The following is a 21,517-nucleotide window of genomic DNA, read 5'->3' as shown; positions in this document are numbered from 1 at the left end:
GATCAGTCAAATAATCAGTGACTGACAGACCGCATTCGCGAGCAAGCCCGCTCCCACATGGTTTACCGTGTTTACAGGTTAAGCGTCAGGCTGACCGTGAGATTGCGCGGCTCACCCGGATTGATCCAGTAATTGCTGTAGGACCGCTCGTAGTACTTCTCATCAAACAGGTTGTTCAAGTTCAAACCCACGGTGACATTCTCCGTGGCTTTGTAATGGGCCAGCAGATCAACCGTGTGGTACGCCGGCAGCTCGAAACCCGTGCCGGCCTCACCGGAGCGATCACCGACGTAGGTGATCGCTGCACCCAGGTCGGAGCCGCGCAACGCGCCGTCCTGGAATTCATACACCCCCAACAGACTGCCGCTGCGCTTGGCGACCCCGAGAATCCGGCTGCCGGCGGGAATGGTTTTATCGCCCTTGGTCACTTCGGCGTCGATGTAGGCAAACGCGCCGATCACCCTTATGGCATCGCTTACTTGCCCGCTCACTTGCAGGTCCAGACCCTGGCTGCGCGCTTTGCCTACGGCGCGGTTGAGATTGGTGGCCGGGTCCAGCGTCAATACGTTTTCCTTTTCGATATGGAACGCGGCGAGGGTTGCGCTGAGGCGGTCGTCGAACAGCTCGCTCTTGATCCCCACTTCATAGCCCACGCCTTCTTCCGGCTTGAAGGATTTGTTGTTGGCGTCCAGGCCACTGTTGGGCTTGAACGATGTGGAGGCGTTGGCGAACACCCCAACCTGCGGCGTGAGCTGATAGAGCAGGCCGGCGCGTTGAGTAAAGGCGTCGTGAGTCTGCTTGCTCTTGGCGTGGTTGCGGTTGAAGTCGTCGATGCTCTGCTCGAAATGCTCGAAGCGCGCACCGACCATGCCGCGCAAGCGATCTGTGAAGATGATCTGGTCTTGCAGGTTCAGCGCGTGGCTTTTGGTCTGTTCGAAGAAGTCGGTGCCGGAGCGCGTGCCGTTGGGTTTGGGCTGGCCGTAAACCGGGTTGTAGATGTCAATGGCGTAGTCACGGCCGCCGATAGCTGTCACGCGTTCTTTCTTGCGGTAGTCCTCGTACTCGGTGCCGACCAGCAGTTCATGCTGCCAACTGCCAATGTCGAACAGCCCACGCAGCTCCAGCTGGGTAATGCTGTCGTGCCAACCCATGGAGCGTTCGCGATAACGGCGGTTGATAGTGTGGCCGTCGGGGTTCAGTGCACGGTTTTCCGAAGCGTCGCCCCACAGGCTGCCTTGCTTGTAATGGCTGGCCAGGCGCAGTTTCCAGGCGTCGTTGAGGTGGTGTTCGAGGGTGGCCTGGAGGCGGTTGTTGTGGTTGTCGATATCGCCGTCGTTGGGTTCACCGAGGAAGGTGGAACGGGATAGGCCGGGGGCGTCGACGATGCCTCGGTCGAAGGTGGAGCTGTGGCGGACGAATTCGCTTTCCACCAGCAGGCTGGTGTCCGGGTCCAACTGCCAGCTGAACGAAGGCGCGACGAATACCCGCTTGCTCTGCACGTGGTCACGGAAGCTGTGGTTGTCTTCCACCGCCAGGTTGACCCGAGTCAGCACCTTGCCTTCGCTGTCCAGTGGGGTGTTCACGTCCACGGCGGTGCGATAGCGGTCCCAACTGCCCGCGCTGGTTTGCAAGGTAGTGAAGGCTTCAGGCTGAGGCTTCTTGGTGACGATGTTCACGGTGCCGCCGGGATCGCCACGCCCGTACAGGCTGGCGGCAGGGCCCTTGAGCACTTCGATGCGTTCAATGTTGGCCGCGTCCGGTGTGCTCGGGTAGCCACGGTTGGCGCTGAAGCCGTCCTGATAGAACTCCGACGTGGTGAAGCCGCGCACGCTGTATTCGTAGAGGGTCAGGCCGCCGAAGTTGTTCTGCTTGGACACGCCGCCGGCAAATTCCAGGGCGCGTTCCACGTTGGTGCTGCCCAGGTCTTTGAGCACCGTGGCGGGAATCACGCTGATGGATTGTGGGATGTCACGAATCGCCGTGTCGGTTTTTGTCGCACTGGCGGAACGGGTGGCGCGGTAACCTTTGACTGGGCTGGAGGCGGACTCGTAGGCGTCAGTGGTGACGCTGATGGTGTCGAGTTCCAGGGTATTTTCTTCGGCGTAGGCGGGGTCGAGCAGCAAACCCAAGGCCAGGCCAGCCAAGGGGGCGATTTTTCGAGACGGCATGATAGAGCATTCCAATAGCGATATTGAAACAATATAACATGACCGATGAGAATGGATCGCTCTGAAATATCAGCTTACAGGTGCCCTCGAATGGGCACCTGGGCAGCGAATTATTCCTCTTCCTTGACCGGCGCCGGCGGTGGGCGCAAACCGATTTCCGCCAGCAACTTGATCTCTTTGCCGTTGCGCATCACCTGTATTGCGACCTTGTCCGTGGGCTTGATCCGCGCCACCTGGTTCATCGACTTGCGGCCATCACCTGCCGGTTCGCCATTTATGCTGAGAATCACATCGCCCAATTGCAGGCCGGCTTTTTGCGCCGGGCCATCGCGGAAGATTCCGGCGACCACGATGCCTGGGCGTCCGGTCAAGCCAAACGACTCGGCCAATTCCTTGGTCAACGGTTGCACTTCAATCCCCAGCCAGCCACGAATCACCTGACCGTGCTCGATGATCGACTTCATCACCTCCATCGCCAGCTTCACCGGAATCGCAAAACCGATGCCCTGTGAGCCGCCGGACTTGGAGAAAATCGCCGTGTTGATACCGGTCAGATTGCCATTGGCGTCCACCAGCGCACCGCCGGAGTTGCCGGGGTTGATTGCCGCGTCGGTCTGGATGAAATCTTCGTAGCTGTTCAGGCCCAACTGATTACGCCCAGTGGCGCTGATGATGCCCATGGTCACGGTCTGCCCGACGCCAAACGGGTTGCCGATGGCCAGCGCCACATCACCGACGCGCAAGCCATCGGAACGGCCGAGGGTAATGGCTGGCAGGCTTTTCAGGTCGATCTTCAGTACCGCGAGGTCGGTTTCCGGGTCGCTGCCCACCACGCGGGCCAGGGTTTCGCGGCCGTCACGCAGGGCCACCACGATCTGGTCGGCGCCGGTGGTCACGTGGTTGTTGGTGAGAATGTAGCCTTCGGGGCTCATGATCACGCCCGAACCCAGGCTGGATTCCATGCGCCGCTGCTTGGGTCCGTTGTCGCCGAAATAGCGGCGGAACTGCGGGTCTTCAAACAGCGGGTGCGCCGGCTTGTTGATGACCTTGGTCGTGTACAGGTTGACCACCGCAGGGGCGGCGATGGTGACCGCATCGGCGTAAGTCACCGGGCCTTGTACCACCGCGCTGGTCTGCGGTGCCTGTTGCAGGTTCACATCCAGGCTGGGTAGGCCCACCAGCTCGGGGTAACGCTGAATAATCAGCATCGCGATCAGCACGCCAGCCAACAATGGCCATCCAAAAAAACGCAGCGCCTTGAGCATCAAGTTAGTCCTGACAGGTTGCAGGGGGCGAGAGAGCGCCCATAATGTCGCGCATTATACGAGGCTGTGACGCCTGCGAACGGGATATTTAGGAGTCTTTTATGGCCGTCCCCCTTACCACCCTCGTCGAGGAAGCGGACCGCTACCTCGGCAGTGCAAAAATTGCCGATTATTGCCCCAACGGCCTGCAGGTCGAGGGCCGCCCGCAGGTGATGCGCATCGTCAGTGGCGTGACCGCCAGCCAGGCCCTGCTGGACGCGGCCGTCGAGGCCCAGGCCGATCTGATCCTGGTGCACCACGGTTACTTCTGGAAAGGCGAAAACCCCTGCGTCACCGGCATGAAACAGCGCCGCCTCAAGACCCTGCTCAAGCACGACATCAGCCTGCTCGCCTACCACTTGCCGCTGGACCTGCACCCCGAGGTCGGCAATAACGTGCAACTCGCCCGTCAGCTGGATATCACGGTGGAAGGCCCGCTTGACCCGAGCAACCCCAAGATCGTCGGCCTGGTCGGCTCCCTTGCCGAGCCCTTGTCGCCCCGTGATTTTGCCCGCCGCGTGCAGGAAGTCATGGGCCGCGAACCGCTATTGATCGAAGGCGGCGAGATGATCCGTCGCGTCGGCTGGTGCACGGGCGGTGGCCAGGGCTACATCGACCAGGCGATTGCCGCCGGCGTCGACCTGTACCTGAGCGGCGAAGCCTCCGAGCAGACCTTTCACAGCGCCCGCGAAAACGACGTCAGCTTCATCGCCGCAGGCCACCATGCCACTGAGCGCTATGGTGTACAGGCGCTGGGTGATTACCTGGCGCGGCGCTTCGCGTTGGAACATCTCTTTATCGATTGCCCCAATCCGATCTGAGCCTCACCACAGAAAGCCCAAACTTGGGGGCATATTCATATACCGTTTCGATCTAGTCCGCTCCCTGAATAGAAGCAGGTGCTGTGCTAGCATGCCTCGCTCGAACACGGCCCGCTGGCCGTCCATAAGATCGTTTTTCCGTGAGTAACCATGGTCGACAAACTGACGCATCTGAAACAGCTGGAGGCGGAAAGCATCCACATCATCCGCGAGGTCGCCGCCGAGTTCGACAACCCGGTGATGCTCTACTCAATCGGTAAAGACTCCGCCGTGATGCTGCACCTGGCACGCAAGGCCTTCTTCCCGGGCAAACTGCCGTTCCCTGTGATGCACGTCGACACCCGCTGGAAATTCCAGGAGATGTACCGGTTCCGCGACAAGATGGTCGAAGAACTGGGCCTGGACTTGATCACCCACGTGAACCCGGACGGCGTGGCGCAGGGCATCAACCCCTTCACCCACGGCAGCGCCAAGCACACCGACATCATGAAGACCGAAGGCCTCAAGCAGGCCCTGGACAAGCATGGTTTCGACGCAGCCTTCGGCGGTGCCCGTCGCGATGAAGAGAAATCCCGCGCCAAAGAGCGCGTGTACTCGTTCCGCGACAGCAAGCACCGCTGGGACCCGAAAAACCAGCGTCCCGAGCTGTGGAACGTCTACAACGGCAACGTCAACAAGGGTGAGTCCATCCGTGTGTTCCCGCTGTCCAACTGGACCGAGCTGGACATCTGGCAGTACATCTACCTGGAAGGCATCCCGATCGTGCCGCTGTACTTCGCCGCCGAACGCGAAGTGATCGAGAAGAACGGCACGTTGATCATGATCGACGACGACCGCATCCTTGAGCACTTGTCTGACGAAGACAAAGCCCGAATCGTCAAAAAGAAAGTACGTTTCCGTACCCTTGGCTGCTACCCGTTGACGGGCGCGGTGGAGTCCGAAGCCGAGACGCTGACGGACATCATTCAGGAAATGCTCCTGACGCGAACTTCCGAGCGCCAGGGCCGTGTCATCGACCACGATGGTGCCGGCTCGATGGAAGATAAAAAACGTCAAGGCTATTTCTAAGGGGCTGTCATGTCGCATCAATCTGATTTGATCAGCGAGGACATCCTCGCCTACCTGGGCCAGCACGAGCGCAAGGAAATGTTGCGCTTCCTGACCTGTGGCAACGTCGACGACGGCAAGAGCACCCTGATCGGGCGCCTGCTGCACGACTCCAAGATGATCTACGAAGATCACCTGGAAGCCATCACCCGCGATTCGAAGAAGTCCGGTACCACTGGCGACGATATCGACCTGGCGTTGCTCGTCGACGGCCTGCAGGCCGAGCGTGAGCAAGGCATCACCATCGACGTTGCTTACCGCTACTTCTCCACCGCCAAGCGCAAATTCATCATCGCCGACACCCCCGGCCATGAGCAGTACACCCGCAACATGGCCACCGGTGCGTCCACCTGTGACCTGGCGATCATCCTGATCGACGCCCGCTACGGCGTGCAGACCCAGACCCGTCGTCACAGCTTTATCGCCTCGTTGCTGGGCATCAAGCACATCGTGGTGGCCGTCAACAAGATGGACATCAATGGCTTTGACCAAAGCGTATTCGAGCAGATCAAGGCTGATTACCTGAAGTTCGCCGACGGTATCGCCTTCAAGCCAAGCACCCTGGCCTTTGTGCCGATGTCGGCGCTCAAGGGCGACAACGTGGTGAACAAGAGTGAGCGTTCGCCTTGGTACACCGGCCAGTCGCTGATGGAAATCCTCGAAACCGTCGAGATTGCCAACGACCGCAACTACACCGACCTACGTTTCCCGGTGCAGTACGTCAATCGCCCGAACCTGAACTTCCGCGGTTTTGCCGGCACCCTGGCCAGCGGCATCGTGCACAAGGGCGACGAAGTCGTGGTATTGCCGTCGGGCAAGAGCAGCCGGGTCAAGTCCATTGTCACCTTTGAGGGTGAGCTGGAACACGCAGGCCCAGGCCAGGCCGTGACCCTGACCATGGAAGACGAGATCGACATCTCCCGTGGCGACTTGCTGGTACACGCCGATAACGTGCCGCAAGTGACCGACGCCTTCGACGCCATGCTGGTGTGGATGGCTGAAGAACCGATGCTGCCGGGCAAGAAATACGACATCAAGCGCGCCACCAGCTACGTGCCGGGCTCCATCACCAGCATCGTGCACCGCGTGGATGTGAACACCCTGGCCGAAGGTCCGGCGAGTTCGCTGCAACTGAACGAAATTGGCCGAGTCAAGGTCAGCCTTGATGCCGCCATCGCCCTGGACGGCTACGACAGCAACCGCACCACCGGTGCGTTTATCGTCATCGACCGTTTGACCAACGGCACCGTGGCAGCCGGCATGATCATCGCGCCGCCTATCACCCACGGCAGCTCGGCGCAGCACGGCAATTTGGCTCACGTAGCCACCGAAGAACGCGCGCTGCGCTTCGGCCAGCAACCGGCCACCGTGCTGTTCACCGGCCTGTCGGGCGCCGGCAAGAGCACCTTGGCCTACGCGGTTGAGCGCAAGCTCTTCGACATGGGCCGTGCGGTGTTCGTACTGGATGGCCAGAACCTGCGTCACGACCTGAACAAGGGCTTGCCGCATGACCGTGCCGGCCGTACCGAGAACTGGCGTCGTGCCGCGCATGTGGCGCGTCAGTTCAACGAAGCGGGCCTGCTGACCCTGGCCGCGTTTGTGGCCCCGGATGCCGAAGGCCGCGAACAGGCTAAGGCGCTGATCGGCAGCGATCGCCTGCTGACGGTCTACGTGCAAGCGTCGCCGCTGGTGTGCGCCGAGCGTGATCCGCAAGGCTTGTACGCCGCCGGTGGGGATAACATCCCGGGCGAGTCCTTCCCGTATGACGTGCCGTTGAACGCCGACCTGGTGATCGACACCCAGGCACTGTCGCTGGAAGAAAGCGTCAAGCAAGTGCTGGAGCTGTTGCGTCAGCGCGGCGCGATCTAACCCTCGCGGCCATAAAAAAGCCCGCCACCGAGTGATCGGTGGCGGGCTTTTTTCATTCTCAAGATCAGACTCGGTCAAAAATGTGGGAGCGGGCTTGCTCGCGAATGCGGTGGATCAGCCAATACATCTGGCGACTGACAAACCGCCTTCGCGAGCAAGCCCGCTCCCACATGTTGATTACTGTTCGCCTGGGAAATCTTTGTGCAGTTTTTCCAGCAGGAGGTCCTTGTCTTCCCAAAGCTGGTTGATCCAGCCCTGAAACGCCAACCGATACGCCCCATCCTGCTCATAATTCTTGCCAATGAACTCGGCCGGAATCTGCACCTCTTCAAACTGCACAACCACGTCTTTCACATTCCCGCACAGTAAATCCCAGTAACCTGGGCGGCCAGCAGGGTAGTGGATGGTCACGTTGACCAGTGACTTCAACTGCTCACCCATCGCATCCAGCACAAACGCGATACCACCCGCCTTGGGCTTTAGCAGGTAGCGAAACGGCGAGTTCTGCTGGGCATGCTTGCCCGGCGTAAACCGCGTACCTTCGGCAAAGTTGAATATGCCCACCGGGTTGTCGCGAAATTTCGCACAGGTCTTGCGGGTGGTTTCCAGGTCCTTGCCTTTCTTCTCCGGGTGCTTTTCCAGGTAGGCCTTGGTGTAGCGCTTCATGAACGGAAAGCCCAGCGCCCACCATGCCAGGCCAATCACCGGCACCCAGATCAGCTCCTGCTTGAGGAAGAACTTCAGCGGACGGATCCGCCGGTTCAGCACGTATTGCAACACCATGATGTCGACCCAGCTCTGGTGGTTGCTGGTCACCAGATACGAGTGCTGATAGTCCAGCCCTTCGAGCCCGGTCAGGTGCCAGCGCGTGCGGCGTACCAGGTTCATCCAGCCCTTGTTGTTGGTGACCCAGGCTTCATGGGTGTGGTTCATCAGCCATTCGCTGAAGCGCTTGGCAAACGGCAGCGCCTTGAACAACGCGACGATAAACAGGAACGAACACAACAGGATCGTGTTGAGCGCCAACAACAGCGACGCAATCACCCCGCGCACGGCGGCAGGTAGGAAAGCCAGCATTTAAATATCCATAGGTCGGTTGGCGGCTTGGATCGCAGTGAGCGCGATGGTGTACACAATGTCATCCACCTGGGCGCCGCGTGGAAGGTCGTTGACCGGCTTGCGCAGGCCCTGGAGCATGGGCCCCAGGCTCACGCAATCAGCGCTGCGCTGCACGGCCTTGTGCGTGGTGTTGCCGGTGTTGAGGTCGGGGAACACAAACACGGTGGCCTTGCCGGCGACCTGGCTGTTGGGGGCCAGTTGTCGGGCTACGTTTTCGTTGGCGGCAGCGTCGTATTGCAGCGGGCCGTCGATCAACAGCGAGCTTTGCTGTTCGTGGGCGAGCAGGGTGGCTTCGCGGACTTTTTCCACTTCTTCACCGCTGGCCGAGTCACCACTCGAGTAGCTGATCATCGCCACACGCGGGGTGATGCCGAATGCAGCCGCTGAATCGGCGCTTTGCAGGGCAATTTCCGCCAATTCGGCCGCGCTGGGGTGCGGATTCATCACACAGTCGCCGTACACCAGCACCTGCTCGGGGAACAGCATGAAGAACACCGACGACACCAGGGTGCAGCCCGGTGCCGTCTTGATCAACTGCAAGGCAGGGCGGATGGTGTTGGCGGTGGAGTGAATAACCCCGGAGACCAGGCCGTCCACTTCGTCCAGCGCAAGCATCATGGTGGCGATCACCACCGTGTCTTCCAGTTGCTGCTCGGCCATCGGCGCATTGAGGCTCTTGCTCTTGCGCAGGGCCACCATCGGTTCGACGTAGCGTTGGCGGATCAGGTCCGGATCGAGAATCTCCAGGCCTTCGGGCAGTTCGATACCCTGGGCGCGGGCGACCGCTTCCACGTCTGCCGGCTTGGCCAGCAGCACGCAACGGGCAATCCCCCGCGCTTGGCAGATGGCGGCCGCTTGCACGGTCAGCGGCTCGCTGCCTTCGGGCAGCACGATGCGCTTGTTGGCGGCCTGGGCGCGCTGGATCAACTGGTAGCGGAACACCGCCGGTGACAGGCGCATTTCCCGGGGTGTGCCGCAGCGTTGGTGCAACCAGCGCGCATCCAGGTGGCTGGCGACGAAATCGGTGATGATCTCCGCACGCTCGCGGTCATCGATGGGGATTTCTTTGTTCAGGCTATTGAGCTGGTTGGCGGTGTCGTAGGAGCCGGTGCTCACTGACAGCACCGGCAGCCCGGCCTGGAAGGCACCTCGGCACAACTCCATGATGCGCGGGTCGGGCAAGGTGTCACTGGTGAGCAACAGGCCGGCCAGCGGCACGCCGTTGATCGCCGCGAGGCTGACGGCGAGAATGATGTCGTCGCGGTCGCCGGGCGTCACCACCAGCACGCCGGGCTTGAGCAGCTCTACGGTGTTACGCATGGTGCGGGCGCAGATGATGATCTTGGTCATGCGCCGGGTTTCGTAGTCGCCAGCGTTGAGGATCTGCGCGCCCATCAGGTCGGCCACGTCGCGGGTGCGTGGCGCGTTGAGTTCCGGCTGATAGGGAATGCAGCCGAGCAGGCGGAAATCGCCGCTGCGTAACAGGGGTGAGTGTTCCTTGAGGCGCGCCGAGAAGGCTTCCATGCTTTCGTCGGTGCGCACCTTGTTGAGGATCACGCCGAGTACTTTCGGGTCTTTCGGGCCGCCGAACAGTTGGGCCTGCAATTCCACGCGGCCGGAGAGCTCGGTGAGCACTTCATTTTCCGGCGCTGAGACCAGGATCACTTCCGCATCCAGGCTCTTGGCCAGGTGCAGGTTGACCCGCGCCGCATAGCTGGCGCTGCGGGTCGGCACCATGCCTTCGACGATCAGCACGTCCTTGCCCACGGCGGCTTGCTGGTACAGCGTGATGATTTCTTCGAGCAGTTCATCGAGCTGGCCGTCGCCGAGCATGCGCTCCACATGAGCCAGGCCCAGGGGCTGTGGCGGCTTGAGGCCGTGGGTGCGCGCCACCAGTTCGGTGGAACGCTCGGGGCCCGTATCGCCTGGGTGCGGTTGGGCAATCGGCTTGAAAAAGCCGACTTTCAGTCCGGCCCGCTCAAGGGTACGCACCAGCCCGAGGCTGATGGAGGTCAGACCCACACCAAAATCGGTGGGCGCGATAAAAAAAGTCTGCATGCGAATTCTCTGAAGGTGCATGGCTTCGGTGAGGTTCTATGATTGAACGTCTACCGGGAATCAGGCGCCAAGGTTATCGTTATTCGTGCGCTTGCGCACACCAGCCGCAGGCAAAGGGCTGGCCTATTTTTTCAAGGCGTTGCGCGGGGTCGAGCACCCAGGCGCGGGACTGCCAGGGTGGCTGGTGGCGCAGGTGCTGGGTGTGGCCGCAGGACAGCTCGGCGACCCAGTGCTGGTCGTCGTCCTGATGGAACCCGATGATGAAGGAAGCCGTTGATCGGCCCCGTCTGTCCGGGTTCTGTTCGCTTTCGGGCAAATCCTTGTTTAGACTTGTCCGTTCTTCATTCTTATGCAAAAGGTCTCGCCCCATGACGATCGCCGCTAACAAGGCTGTCTCCATCGACTATACCCTGACCAACGACGCTGGTGAGGTCATCGACAGCTCCGCCGGCGGCGCGCCGCTGGTCTACCTGCAAGGCGCAGGTAACATCATCCCAGGCCTGGAAAAGGCACTGGAAGGCAAGAGCGTCGGTGATGAGCTGAGCGTTGCCGTAGAACCTGAAGATGCCTACGGCGAGTACTCGGCCGAACTGGTCAGCACCCTGAGCCGCAGCATGTTCGAAGGCGTTGACGAGCTGGAAGTGGGCATGCAGTTCCACGCTTCCGCGCCGGACGGCCAAATGCAGATCGTGACCATCCGTGATCTGGACGGCGACGATGTGACCGTCGACGGCAACCACCCGCTGGCTGGCCAGCGCCTGAACTTCCAAGTGAAGATCGTTGCCATCCGCGACGCTTCCCAGGAAGAAGTGGCGCACGGTCACGTTCACGGTGAAGGTGGTCATCACCATTGATCGTGGTTTGATCAATAGGTAGCAAAAACGCCCCGACTGGTTCGGGGCGTTTTTTTTGTCTTGAAAATACACTGCGGTCGAAATGTGGGAGCGGGCTTGCTCGCGAATGCAGTGGATCAGTCAATACATCTGGTAACTGACACTCCGCATTCGCGAGCAAGCCCGCTCCCACACAAACAAAAACGCCCCGGACCTTTCGGTACGGGGCATTTCTTAACTGTTTCGCAACCTGGGTTGCGTTGCAGTTGTTACCACTTAGGCTGCAGCAGGAACGCTCAGAGCCTTGATGTGGCCATTCAGGCGGCTCTTATGACGAGCGGCCTTGTTCTTGTGGATGATGCCTTTATCGGCCATGCGGTCGATAACTGGCACAGCCAGAACGTAAGCTGCTTGAGCTTTTTCAGCGTCTTTGGTGTCGATGGCTTTAACTACATTCTTGATGTAGGTACGAACCATGGAACGCAGGCTGGCGTTGTGGCTGCGACGCTTCTCAGCCTGTTTTGCACGTTTTTTGGCGGAAGGTGTGTTGGCCACCGTCGAGCTCCTCGAAAGACTTTTTAGGAAATAGCAAACAAAATAGGCCGCGAATCATGCCGATGACTTGATGGGTTGTCAAGAGCGGCTGATGCGAACTGCTGAGTGGTCGATCTGAAGAGGCGGGTGATTTATTTCCGGCGCTTGACCTGTAAACTCGCGAGCTTTGGCTCTGTGCTGTTGCAGGCGCGCAGTATCGCATAAGTGGGCGCTTTGTTCGCCTGCTCTTTATCTAAAGGCGCAAACTCTTTCAATGAATCTGCTCAAATCGCTGGCCGCTGTCAGCTCTATCACGATGATCTCCCGTGTTCTGGGGTTTGTGCGTGACACGTTGCTGGCGCGCATTTTTGGCGCGAGCATGGCCACGGATGCCTTCTTTATTGCGTTCAAATTGCCTAATCTGCTCCGACGGATCTTCGCCGAAGGCGCGTTTTCCCAGGCATTCGTGCCGATCCTGGCCGAATACAAGACCCAGCAGGGCGAGGAAGCCACCCGCACGTTCATTGCCTATGTCTCGGGCCTGTTGACCCTGGTACTGATGCTGGTGACCCTCCTCGGCATGCTCGCCGCGCCCTGGGTGATCTGGGCCACGGCCCCCGGCTTTGCCAATACCCCGGAAAAGTTCGCGCTGACCACGGATCTGCTGCGGGTGACCTTTCCTTATATATTGCTGATCTCCCTGTCATCCCTGGCCGGAGCGATCCTCAATACCTGGAACCGTTTCTCGGTGCCGGCCTTCGTGCCGACCCTGCTGAACGTCAGCATGATCATCTTCGCGCTGTTTCTTACCCCGTATTTCGATCCGCCGGTAATGGCCCTCGGTTGGGCCGTACTGGCGGGCGGCCTGGCGCAACTGCTCTATCAGCTGCCGCACCTGAAAAAGATCGGCATGCTCGTGTTGCCGCGCCTGAACCTCAAGGACACCGGCGTGTGGCGCGTGATGCGCAATATGTTGCCGGCGATCCTGGGCGTGTCGGTCAGTCAGATTTCGCTGATCATCAACACGGCGTTCGCCTCGTTGCTGGTGTCCGGCTCGGTGTCGTGGATGTACTACGCCGACCGCCTGATGGAGTTGCCGTCCGGCGTGCTGGGCGTGGCGCTGGGCACGATCCTGCTGCCGACCCTGGCGCGCACCTATGCCAGCAAGGATCGCCAGGAATACTCGCGTATCCTCGATTGGGGCCTGCGCCTGTGCTTTGTGCTGGTGCTGCCGTGTGCCCTGGCGCTGGGGATCCTGGCCGAGCCGTTGACCGTGGCGCTGTTCCAATACGGCCAGTTCGATGCCCATGACGCCTTGATGACGCAGCATGCGCTGATCGCCTACTCCGTCGGCCTGCTCGGCATTATCGTGATCAAAGTGCTGGCCCCAGGCTTCTATGCCCAGCAAAACATCCGTACGCCGGTCAAGATCGCGATTTTCACGCTGATCGTCACGCAATTGCTCAACCTGGTGTTCATCGGGCCGCTGGCGCACGCTGGCCTGGCCCTGGCCATCAGTGCCGGCGCATGCATCAATGCCGGATTGTTGTTTTACCAACTGCGTAAACAGCAAATGTTCCAGCCACAGCCAGGCTGGGGCCTGTTTGCCCTCAAGTTGCTGGTGGCGGTGGGGGTGATGTCGGCCGTGCTGCTGGGTTTGATGCACTTCATGCCGGCCTGGGACGAAGGCCATATGCTGGAGCGCTTCCTGCGCCTTGGCGTGCTGGTCGTTGCGGGCGTGGTGGTGTACTTCGGGATGTTGCTGGCGCAGGGCTTCCGCCTGCGGGATTTCAATCGCAAGTCCCTGGGTTAGAGAGTTTGCCGCGATAAAACCGTTGTTTTATCGATTCGATCCATTTGGCCTGTGCTGTTGCCTGTCGTCCGGGGCCGGGTGTGGTTATAATCGACCACTTTATGAGCAAGAAGCGCGTTATGCAGCTGGTTCGAGGTCTCCACAACCTGCGCCCCGAGCATCGGGGCTGCGTCGCCACTATTGGCAACTTTGACGGTGTTCACCGTGGCCACCAGGCTATCCTGGCTCGGCTGCGCGAGCGTGCGGTCGAGTTGGGCGTGCCCAGCTGCGTGGTGATTTTCGAGCCACAGCCGCGGGAATACTTCACCCCCGAGACTGCGCCAGCCCGGCTGGCCCGCCTGCGGGACAAGCTGCAATTGCTGGCGGAAGAGGGCGTGGACCGTGTCCTCTGCCTGGCTTTCAACCAGCGTTTGCAAAGCCTGAGCGCCGCCGAGTTTGTCGACCGTATCCTGGTCGATGGCCTGGGCGTGCAGCATTTGGAGGTGGGTGACGACTTCCGCTTTGGTTGCGACCGCGTCGGGGATTTCGATTTTCTGCAGCATGCGGGCGTCAACCAGGGTTTTACCGTCGAAGCCGCGCAAACCGTCGAACTGGACGGCCTGCGCGTGAGCAGTACCCAGGTGCGTAACGCCCTGGCCGCTGCCGACTTCGCCTTGGCCGAGCGTTTGCTCGGTCGCCCGTTCCGCATTGCCGGACGGGTCCTGCACGGCCAGAAGCTGGCGCGCCAATTGGGCACGCCAACCGCCAACGTGCAACTCAAGCGCCGTCGTGTGCCGCTGACCGGGGTTTACCTGGTGAGCGTCGACATCGACGGCCAATCGTGGCCGGGAGTCGCCAATATAGGTGTCAGGCCCACGGTTGCAGGTGATGGCAAGGCCCACCTGGAAGTACACCTGCTGGATTTTGCCGGTGATCTGTATGACCGGCGTTTGACGGTGGTTTTCCACCAAAAGCTGCGTGAAGAGCAGCGTTTCGCCTCCCTTGAGGCGTTGAAAACGGCGATCAATGCGGATGTCGCCGCCGCCCGTGCACTAGCCGCACCTAGCGCCCATCGCTAACCGAAGAGCCTTAAATGACCGACTATAAAGCCACGCTAAACCTTCCGGACACCGCCTTCCCAATGAAGGCCGGCCTGCCACAGCGCGAACCGCAGATCCTGCAGCGCTGGGACAGTATTGGCCTGTACGGAAAGTTGCGCGAAATTGGCAAGGATCGTCCGAAATTCGTCCTGCACGACGGCCCTCCTTATGCCAACGGCACGATTCACATCGGTCATGCGCTGAACAAGATTCTCAAGGACATGATCCTGCGCTCGAAGACCTTGTCGGGTTTCGACGCGCCGTATGTCCCGGGCTGGGACTGCCACGGCCTGCCAATCGAACACAAAGTCGAAGTGACCTACGGCAAGAACCTGGGCGCGGATAAAACCCGCGAACTGTGCCGCGCCTATGCCACCGAGCAGATCGAAGGGCAGAAGTCCGAATTCATCCGCCTGGGCGTGCTCGGCGAATGGGACAACCCGTACAAGACCATGAACTTCAAGAACGAGGCCGGTGAAATCCGTGCCTTGGCCGAGATCGTCAAGGGCGGTTTCGTGTTCAAGGGCCTCAAGCCCGTGAATTGGTGCTTCGACTGCGGTTCGGCCCTGGCCGAAGCGGAAGTCGAGTACGAAGACAAGAAGTCCTCGACCATCGACGTGGCTTTCCCGATCGCCGACGACACCAAGCTGGCCGAGGCCTTTGGCCTGGCAAGCCTGGGCAAGCCCGCGGCCATCGTGATCTGGACCACCACCCCGTGGACCATCCCGGCCAACCAGGCGTTGAACGTGCACCCGGAATTCACCTACGCCCTGGTGGACGTCGGTGATCGCCTGCTGGTGCTGGCCGAGGAAATGGTCGAGGCATGCCTTGCCCGCTACGAACTGCAAGGTTCGGTGATCGCGACCACCACCGGCTCTGCGCTGGAACTGATCAATTTCCGCCACCCGTTCTATGACCGTCTGTCGCCGGTGTACCTGGCTGACTACGTCGAACTGGGTTCGGGTACTGGCATTGTTCACTGCTCGCCGGCCTATGGCGTGGACGACTTTGTCATCTGCAAAAAATACGGCCTGGTCAACGACGACATCATCAACCCGGTGCAAAGCAACGGCGTCTACGTGCCTTCGCTGGAGTTCTTCGGCGGCCAGTTCATCTTCAAGGCCGACCAGCCGATCATCGACAAGCTGCGTGAAGTCGGTGCGCTGATGCAAACCGCCACCATCCAGCATAGTTACATGCACTGCTGGCGCCACAAGACCCCGCTGATCTACCGCGCCACCGCGCAGTGGTTCATCGGCATGGACAAAGAGCCGACCACCGGCGACACCTTGCGTGTACGCTCGCTCAAAGCCATCGAAGACACCCAGTTCGTCCCGGCCTGGGGCCAGGCACGCCTGCACTCGATGATCGCCAACCGCCCGGACTGGTGCATCTCCCGCCAGCGTAACTGGGGCGTGCCGATCCCGTTCTTCCTGAACAAGGAAAGCGGCGAGCTGCACCCACGCACCGTCGAACTGATGGAAGTCGTGGCCCAGCGTGTCGAACAGGAAGGCATCGAAGCCTGGTTCAAGCTGGACGCCGCCGAGCTGCTGGGCGATGAAGCGCCGCAGTACGACAAGATCAGCGACACCCTCGACGTCTGGTTCGACTCGGGTACCACCCACTGGCACGTGCTGCGCGGCTCGCACCCCATGGGTCACGAAACCGGCCCGCGTGCCGACCTGTACCTGGAAGGCTCGGACCAACACCGTGGCTGGTTCCACTCGTCGCTGCTGACCGGTTGCGCCATCGACAACCACGCGCCGTACCGCGAACTGCTGACCCACGGCTTCACCGTCGACGAGACGGGCCGCAAGATGTCCAAGTCGCTGAAGAACGTGATCGAGCCGAAAAAGATCAACGACACTCTGGGCGCCGACATCATGCGTCTTTGGGTCGCGTCGACCGACTATTCGGGCGAAATCGCCGTGTCGGACCAGATTCTGCAGCGCAGCGCCGATGCCTACCGCCGCATCCGTAACACCGCACGCTTCCTGCTGTCGAACCTGACCGGTTTCAACCCGGCCACCGACCTCCTGCCAGCCGAGGACATGCTCGCTCTGGACCGTTGGGCGGTGGACCGTACCCTGTTGCTGCAACGCGAGTTGCAGGAGCACTACGGCGAATACCGTTTCTGGAACGTTTACTCGAAGATCCACAACTTCTGCGTGCAGGAGCTGGGTGGCTTCTACCTCGACATCATCAAGGACCGCCAGTACACCACCGGCGCCAACAGCAAGGCCCGCCGTTCGGCGCAGACCGCGCTGTACCACATCTCCGAAGCGCTGGTGCGCTGGATCGCGCCGATCCTGGCCTTCACCGCCGACGAACTGTGGGAATACCTGCCGGGCGAGCGTAACGAGTCCGTGATGCTCAACACCTGGTACGAAGGCCTGACCGAACTGCCGGCCGACTTCGAACTGGGCCGCGAGTATTGGGAAGGTGTGATGGCCGTGAAGGTCGCGGTGAACAAGGAACTGGAAGTGCAGCGTGCGGCCAAGGCCGTCGGTGGCAACCTGCAAGCCGAAGTCACCTTGTTTGCCGAGGACGGCCTGACCGCGGACCTGGCCAAGCTGAGCAACGAACTGCGCTTCGTGCTGATTACTTCCACCGCAAGCCTGGCGCCATTCGCCCAGGCCCCGGCGGATGCGGTCGCCACCGAAGTACCTGGCCTCAAGCTCAAAGTGGTCAAGTCGGCCTTCCCTAAATGCGCCCGTTGCTGGCACTGCCGTGAAGACGTCGGCGTGAACCCTGAGCATCCGGAAATCTGTGGTCGCTGCGTCGACAACATCTCGGGTGCTGGTGAGGTTCGCCACTATGCCTAATGCAGCCAGTCGTTTTGGACGTCTGGGCTGGCTCGTATTGAGTGTGCTGGTCCTGGTCATCGACCAGGCCAGCAAGGCTCATTTCGAGGGCTCCCTGGAGATGTTCCAGCAGATCGTGGTGATCCCGGATTACTTCAGCTGGACCCTGGCCTACAACACCGGCGCCGCTTTCAGCTTCCTGGCGGATGGCGGCGGCTGGCAGCGCTGGCTGTTCGCCCTGATCGCCGTGGTGGTCAGTGCGGTGCTGGTGGTGTGGCTCAAGCGTCTCGGCCGCGATGACACCTGGCTGGCTATTGCGTTGGCCCTTGTGTTGGGCGGCGCGCTGGGCAACCTGTACGACCGCATTGCCCTGGGCCATGTGATCGACTTCATTCTGGTGCATTGGCAGAACCGCTGGTACTTCCCGGCGTTCAACTTTGCCGACAGCGCCATCACCGTCGGTGCGATCATGCTGGCGCTGGATATGTTCAAAAGCAAGAAAACCGGAGAGACCGTCAATGACTGATCAGGTATTGGCTGAGCAACGCATCGGCCAGAACACGGAAGTCACTTTGCATTTCGCATTGCGCCTGGAGAATGGCGACACGGTCGACAGCACATTCGACAAAGCACCGGCCACCTTCAAGGTCGGTGATGGCAACCTGCTGCCGGGCTTCGAAGCGGCCCTGTTCGGCTTCAAGGCTGGCGACAAGCGTACCCTGCAGATCCTGCCGGAAAACGCCTTTGGCCAGCCCAACCCGCAAAACGTGCAGATCATCCCGCGTTCGCAGTTCCAGGACATGGACCTGTCGGAAGGCTTGTTGGTGATCTTCAACGATGCGGCGAATACCGAACTGCCCGGTGTGGTGAAGACTTTCGATGACGCGCAAGTGACCATCGACTTCAACCACCCGTTGGCCGGTAAAACCTTGACCTTTGACGTTGAAATCATCGACGTTAAAGCGCTCTGACTGACTAAACCGGTTCCTGTGGGAGCTGGCATGCCTGCGATAGCGTCACCTCGGCGTACTTGATATACCGAGTCGTTTGCATCGCGGGCAAGCCCGGCTCCTACAGAGGCTTACTCTTACAGAGTTGAGTTGATCCAATTTCTTGCGCTGCAAGACACGAGGCACAGCATGCAAATCAAACTCGCCAACCCCCGTGGCTTCTGCGCCGGCGTGGACCGGGCGATCGAAATCGTCAACCGCGCCCTGGAAGTTTTCGGGCCGCCGATTTACGTGCGCCATGAAGTCGTCCACAACAAATTCGTGGTCGAAGACCTGCGCGCGCGTGGCGCCATCTTTGTCGAGGAACTGGACCAGGTGCCGGATGACGTGATCGTCATCTTCAGTGCCCACGGCGTTTCCCAGGCAGTACGTACCGAAGCGGCAGGCCGCGGCCTGAAAGTCTTCGATGCCACCTGCCCGCTGGTGACCAAGGTGCACATCGAAGTGGCGCGCTACAGCCGTGACGGACGAGAGTGCATCCTGATCGGCCATGCCGGTCACCCGGAAGTCGAAGGCACCATGGGGCAGTACGACGCCAGCAATGGCGGGGCAATTTACCTGGTGGAAGACGAAAAAGACGTCGCCAACCTGCAGGTACAGAACCCTGAGCGCCTGGCATTCGTGACCCAGACCACCTTGTCCATGGACGACACCAGCCGCGTGATCGACGCGCTGCGCGCGCGCTTCCCGGCCATCGGTGGGCCACGCAAGGACGACATCTGCTACGCCACCCAAAACCGACAGGACGCGGTCAAGCAACTGGCCGATGAATGCGATGTGGTCCTGGTTGTTGGCAGTCCTAACAGCTCCAACTCCAACCGCCTGCGTGAGTTGGCCGAGCGCATGGCAACCCCGGCGTACCTGATCGATGGCGCCGAAGACATGCAGCGCAGCTGGTTCGATGGCGTCGAGCGTATCGGTATCACGGCAGGCGCTTCCGCCCCGGAAGTGCTGGTGCGCGGCGTTATCCAGCAGTTGCATGCCTGGGGTGCCACCGGTGCGGATGAACTGGCTGGGCGTGAAGAGAACATCACCTTCTCCATGCCCAAGGAGCTACGGGTTCGCTCGCTGCTCTGAGTACCTGTGTGCCGGAGTCGCTCCGGCACAACGCCTGCTCGGCACGCTCGCTGCGCAGGCTGATGCGCCCGCTGGGTGCCAGTACCACCTGATACAGGCTCTGCGCCAGATCTGTGGCGCATACGTGCACGGTGCCAGCGCGAAAACCTCCGCCTGAAAAAACCGGTTCGCCCAATCCGCTGAAGCGCACCTGGTTTTTGACCGGCCCATTGCCAACGATCGTCACTCCACCATTGTCCTGATGCTCCCGCAGGACTGGGTTGTCGTCATCCAAATGGCCGCGCCCGCTCGCATCCACAATGACCCGCCAGCCCTGGCTCCAGCTGTTCTCACGCGCATGAATGACCACCGCCTGGTTACGGGCGATGGCTTCGGTGCGTGCGTAGCGCAGGCCTGCGGTCAAGGATTGCGCCGCGCCGTGTCGCTGCTGTGAGTCCAGCAACCCCTTGAAACCGGGGGTTGCCAGGCCAGCCAGGATGCCGCTCACGATCAACCCGAGCAGCAGTTCGATCAGGGTGAAACCTTGTTGGTGCATGTGTCGTCCCTCCTTGGGTTCAGGTGCAGTCCTAGGTATAGCGCCCAGTGCATTGCGCCGAATGATGGCCTTCATGTCCAAAGTATTTCCCTTTGTTCCAGGAGCAGCGCGAGCGAAAAACCGACGCTAGTCTTGGGCCGCACAGCAGGTTTCTCCTGCTTTTTCCGGACCTCGACATGGATGACGACGGTTATGCCTGCCTGCCCCAACACCGGTTTCCCCCAGGATCTGTCTCGGCACCAAATTGGCATGACGCTGATCGAGGTGCTGGTTGCCGTGTTGATCCTCGCCATTGGCCTGTTAGGCACGGCGGTGATCCAGCTGAATGCGCTCAAGTACACCGACAGTTCCCGAATGACCAGCCAGGCCAGTTTCATTGCCTATGACATGCTTGACCGGATCCGCGCCAATTCTGCGGTCGACTACGCCTGGGGCCGGGCCGAGCGAGCCCCGGCCAGCAGCGCATCCGCCAGCGTGCGCGATCTGGACCTGCATGATTTCGAGGCCAATATCCTCGGCTTTGCCGGGGCCAGCGCCAAAGGCTCGGTGTCGGTCAGTGCGGGTGAGGTGACTGTCAGCATCAGTTGGGACGACAGCCGGGGCGCGAACAGGCCGGGCGCTCGGGAAACGTTCACCCTGACCAGCCGCATCAGCGATGAATCGAGGGGGGCGCAATGAGGCACCGTGTTCGGGGCTTCAGCCTGGTGGAAGTGCTGCTGGCGTTGGCTGTGGGCTTGGTTGTGGTGCTTGGGGTCAGCCAGGTGGTGATTAGTTCCAGAGCCACCCATGCCAGCCAGCAGGCGGCGATGTTGCTGCAGGACGATGCGCGGTTCGTGCTGGGCAAGATCGTCCAGGACATTCGCCAGGCGGGCATGTTTGGCTGCCTGGCCACGGCGTTTATCGACGACGCTCCAGCAGCCTTTGATCAGCCTGTCAGTTGGAAGGCTGAGGCGGGTGTGAAGTCGCTGTCGCTGGTGACGGCGGATGTTGGTCAGCAGAGTGGCAAGCCTGACTGGACGGTGTTGTCCGATTGCACTGGAACCGCGCAGTCTTACGCCGGCAATGCGCCTGCGCCTGCCCCTGGACACATCAGGTTTGCGCTGCGCCAGATCACCTACACCTTCGAAGCGGGCCAATTGAGAGTGAGCACGCCTGCGGCGCCTGCCAAGGCGGTGTTGGTGGATAACGTGCAAGGGTTTGATATCAGCTTTGGCATGGCCGCCAAACTGTCTTCCACGCAGGTGGCGCGCTACGACGCAAGCCCGGCGGACCTGTCCTTGATACGCAGCGTGCGCATCCTGATGACGCTGCGAGACCCGACCGAGCGCGTGAAGGATCAAACCTACAGCGTCGTGGCGGCACTGCGTAACCGTCTGGGGTAGGGCT

The 21,517-nt window shown here is 60.8% G+C and carries 19 protein-coding genes; 12 read left to right on the top strand and 7 right to left on the bottom strand.

What is annotated here, in order from left to right:
- Positions 1-71 precede the first annotated feature (71 nt).
- Positions 72-2,168: a TonB-dependent siderophore receptor gene (locus tag AB4O08_RS08755; protein ID WP_042571050.1), complete on the bottom strand. Its 2,097-nt coding sequence runs from the start codon at positions 2,166-2,168 to the stop codon at positions 72-74.
- Between the two features lie 110 nt (positions 2,169-2,278).
- A complete protein-coding gene (algW, locus tag AB4O08_RS08750) occupies positions 2,279-3,433 on the bottom strand; it encodes a Do family serine endopeptidase AlgW (protein ID WP_010213284.1) in 1,155 nt (384 codons plus the stop codon).
- Positions 3,434-3,534: 101 nt separating this feature from the next.
- Here algW and AB4O08_RS08745 point away from each other — a divergent pair, with 101 nt between their 5' ends.
- The 3 genes from AB4O08_RS08745 (at position 3,535) to cysN (ending at position 7,269) form a co-directional block, all read left to right on the top strand.
- Positions 3,535-4,293 (top strand): Nif3-like dinuclear metal center hexameric protein, encoded by a 759-nt coding sequence (locus AB4O08_RS08745; RefSeq protein WP_042571051.1) that lies wholly within the window; start codon positions 3,535-3,537, stop codon positions 4,291-4,293.
- 150 nt (positions 4,294-4,443) lie between these two features.
- The gene (gene cysD / locus AB4O08_RS08740; protein ID WP_010213282.1) at positions 4,444-5,361 is read left to right on the top strand and encodes a sulfate adenylyltransferase subunit CysD; all 918 of its coding nucleotides are present in this window, start codon (positions 4,444-4,446) and stop codon (positions 5,359-5,361) included.
- Positions 5,362-5,370: 9 nt separating this feature from the next.
- Positions 5,371-7,269, top strand: a complete 1,899-nt coding sequence (gene cysN, locus AB4O08_RS08735; protein ID WP_010213281.1) for a sulfate adenylyltransferase subunit CysN — start codon at positions 5,371-5,373, stop codon at positions 7,267-7,269.
- A 177-nt stretch (positions 7,270-7,446) separates the two neighbouring features.
- Here cysN and AB4O08_RS08730 read toward each other — a convergent pair whose 3' ends face one another.
- The 3 genes from AB4O08_RS08730 to AB4O08_RS08720 form a co-directional block, all read right to left on the bottom strand.
- Positions 7,447-8,346: an acyltransferase gene (locus AB4O08_RS08730; protein WP_021491926.1), complete on the bottom strand. Its 900-nt coding sequence runs from the start codon at positions 8,344-8,346 to the stop codon at positions 7,447-7,449.
- The gene (gene pta, locus AB4O08_RS08725; protein WP_025856577.1) at positions 8,347-10,446 is read right to left on the bottom strand and encodes a phosphate acetyltransferase; all 2,100 of its coding nucleotides are present in this window, start codon (positions 10,444-10,446) and stop codon (positions 8,347-8,349) included.
- 79 nt (positions 10,447-10,525) lie between these two features.
- Positions 10,526-10,816 (bottom strand): DUF3565 domain-containing protein, encoded by a 291-nt coding sequence (locus AB4O08_RS08720; protein WP_038452681.1) that lies wholly within the window; start codon positions 10,814-10,816, stop codon positions 10,526-10,528.
- Between AB4O08_RS08720 and AB4O08_RS08715 the strand changes: the two genes are divergently transcribed.
- Entirely contained in the window at positions 10,815-11,300 is a 486-nt protein-coding gene (locus tag AB4O08_RS08715; RefSeq protein ID WP_010213275.1) for an FKBP-type peptidyl-prolyl cis-trans isomerase, read from the top strand. The two genes, AB4O08_RS08720 and AB4O08_RS08715, sit on opposite strands and share 2 nt — an antisense overlap.
- 255 nt (positions 11,301-11,555) lie before the next feature.
- Here AB4O08_RS08715 and rpsT read toward each other — a convergent pair whose 3' ends face one another.
- Complete coding sequence (gene rpsT, locus AB4O08_RS08710) at positions 11,556-11,834, bottom strand: 30S ribosomal protein S20 (RefSeq protein ID WP_003188401.1); 279 nt, start codon at positions 11,832-11,834, stop codon at positions 11,556-11,558.
- Between the two features lie 253 nt (positions 11,835-12,087).
- Between rpsT and murJ the strand changes: the two genes are divergently transcribed.
- The 6 genes from murJ (at position 12,088) to ispH (ending at position 19,596) form a co-directional block, all read left to right on the top strand.
- Positions 12,088-13,626 (top strand): murein biosynthesis integral membrane protein MurJ, encoded by a 1,539-nt coding sequence (murJ, locus tag AB4O08_RS08705; RefSeq protein ID WP_010213271.1) that lies wholly within the window; start codon positions 12,088-12,090, stop codon positions 13,624-13,626.
- A 119-nt stretch (positions 13,627-13,745) separates the two neighbouring features.
- The gene (ribF, locus tag AB4O08_RS08700) at positions 13,746-14,684 is read left to right on the top strand and encodes a bifunctional riboflavin kinase/FAD synthetase (RefSeq protein ID WP_010213269.1); all 939 of its coding nucleotides are present in this window, start codon (positions 13,746-13,748) and stop codon (positions 14,682-14,684) included.
- Between the two features lie 14 nt (positions 14,685-14,698).
- Complete coding sequence (ileS, locus tag AB4O08_RS08695; protein ID WP_010213267.1) at positions 14,699-17,530, top strand: isoleucine--tRNA ligase; 2,832 nt, start codon at positions 14,699-14,701, stop codon at positions 17,528-17,530.
- On the top strand, positions 17,523-18,035 hold the full coding sequence (lspA, locus tag AB4O08_RS08690) for a signal peptidase II (protein ID WP_010213265.1): 513 nt from the start codon (positions 17,523-17,525) through the stop codon (positions 18,033-18,035). The genes ileS and lspA overlap by 8 nt, the downstream gene beginning before the upstream one ends.
- Positions 18,036-18,042: 7 nt before the next feature.
- The gene (fkpB, locus tag AB4O08_RS08685; protein WP_010213263.1) at positions 18,043-18,480 is read left to right on the top strand and encodes an FKBP-type peptidyl-prolyl cis-trans isomerase; all 438 of its coding nucleotides are present in this window, start codon (positions 18,043-18,045) and stop codon (positions 18,478-18,480) included.
- A gap of 168 nt (positions 18,481-18,648) precedes the next feature.
- A complete protein-coding gene (ispH, locus tag AB4O08_RS08680) occupies positions 18,649-19,596 on the top strand; it encodes a 4-hydroxy-3-methylbut-2-enyl diphosphate reductase (RefSeq protein ID WP_010213261.1) in 948 nt (315 codons plus the stop codon).
- Here ispH and AB4O08_RS08675 read toward each other — a convergent pair.
- Positions 19,550-20,131: a GspH/FimT family pseudopilin gene (locus AB4O08_RS08675; protein WP_021491923.1), complete on the bottom strand. Its 582-nt coding sequence runs from the start codon at positions 20,129-20,131 to the stop codon at positions 19,550-19,552. The two genes, ispH and AB4O08_RS08675, sit on opposite strands and share 47 nt — an antisense overlap.
- Positions 20,132-20,323: 192 nt before the next feature.
- Here AB4O08_RS08675 and pilV point away from each other — a divergent pair, with 192 nt between their 5' ends.
- Both pilV and AB4O08_RS08665 read left to right on the top strand, forming a co-directional pair.
- The gene (gene pilV, locus AB4O08_RS08670; RefSeq protein ID WP_010213257.1) at positions 20,324-20,809 is read left to right on the top strand and encodes a type IV pilus modification protein PilV; all 486 of its coding nucleotides are present in this window, start codon (positions 20,324-20,326) and stop codon (positions 20,807-20,809) included.
- Positions 20,806-21,513: a PilW family protein gene (locus AB4O08_RS08665; RefSeq protein WP_460114801.1), complete on the top strand. Its 708-nt coding sequence runs from the start codon at positions 20,806-20,808 to the stop codon at positions 21,511-21,513. Before pilV ends, AB4O08_RS08665 begins: the two co-directional genes overlap by 4 nt.
- The last annotated feature ends 4 nt before the right edge of the window (positions 21,514-21,517 follow it).

Source organism: Pseudomonas sp. H3_E07, assembly GCF_054668895.1.
The sequence above is the reverse complement of the archived record's forward strand: the minus strand, read 5'-3'. Positions and strand labels throughout refer to the sequence as shown.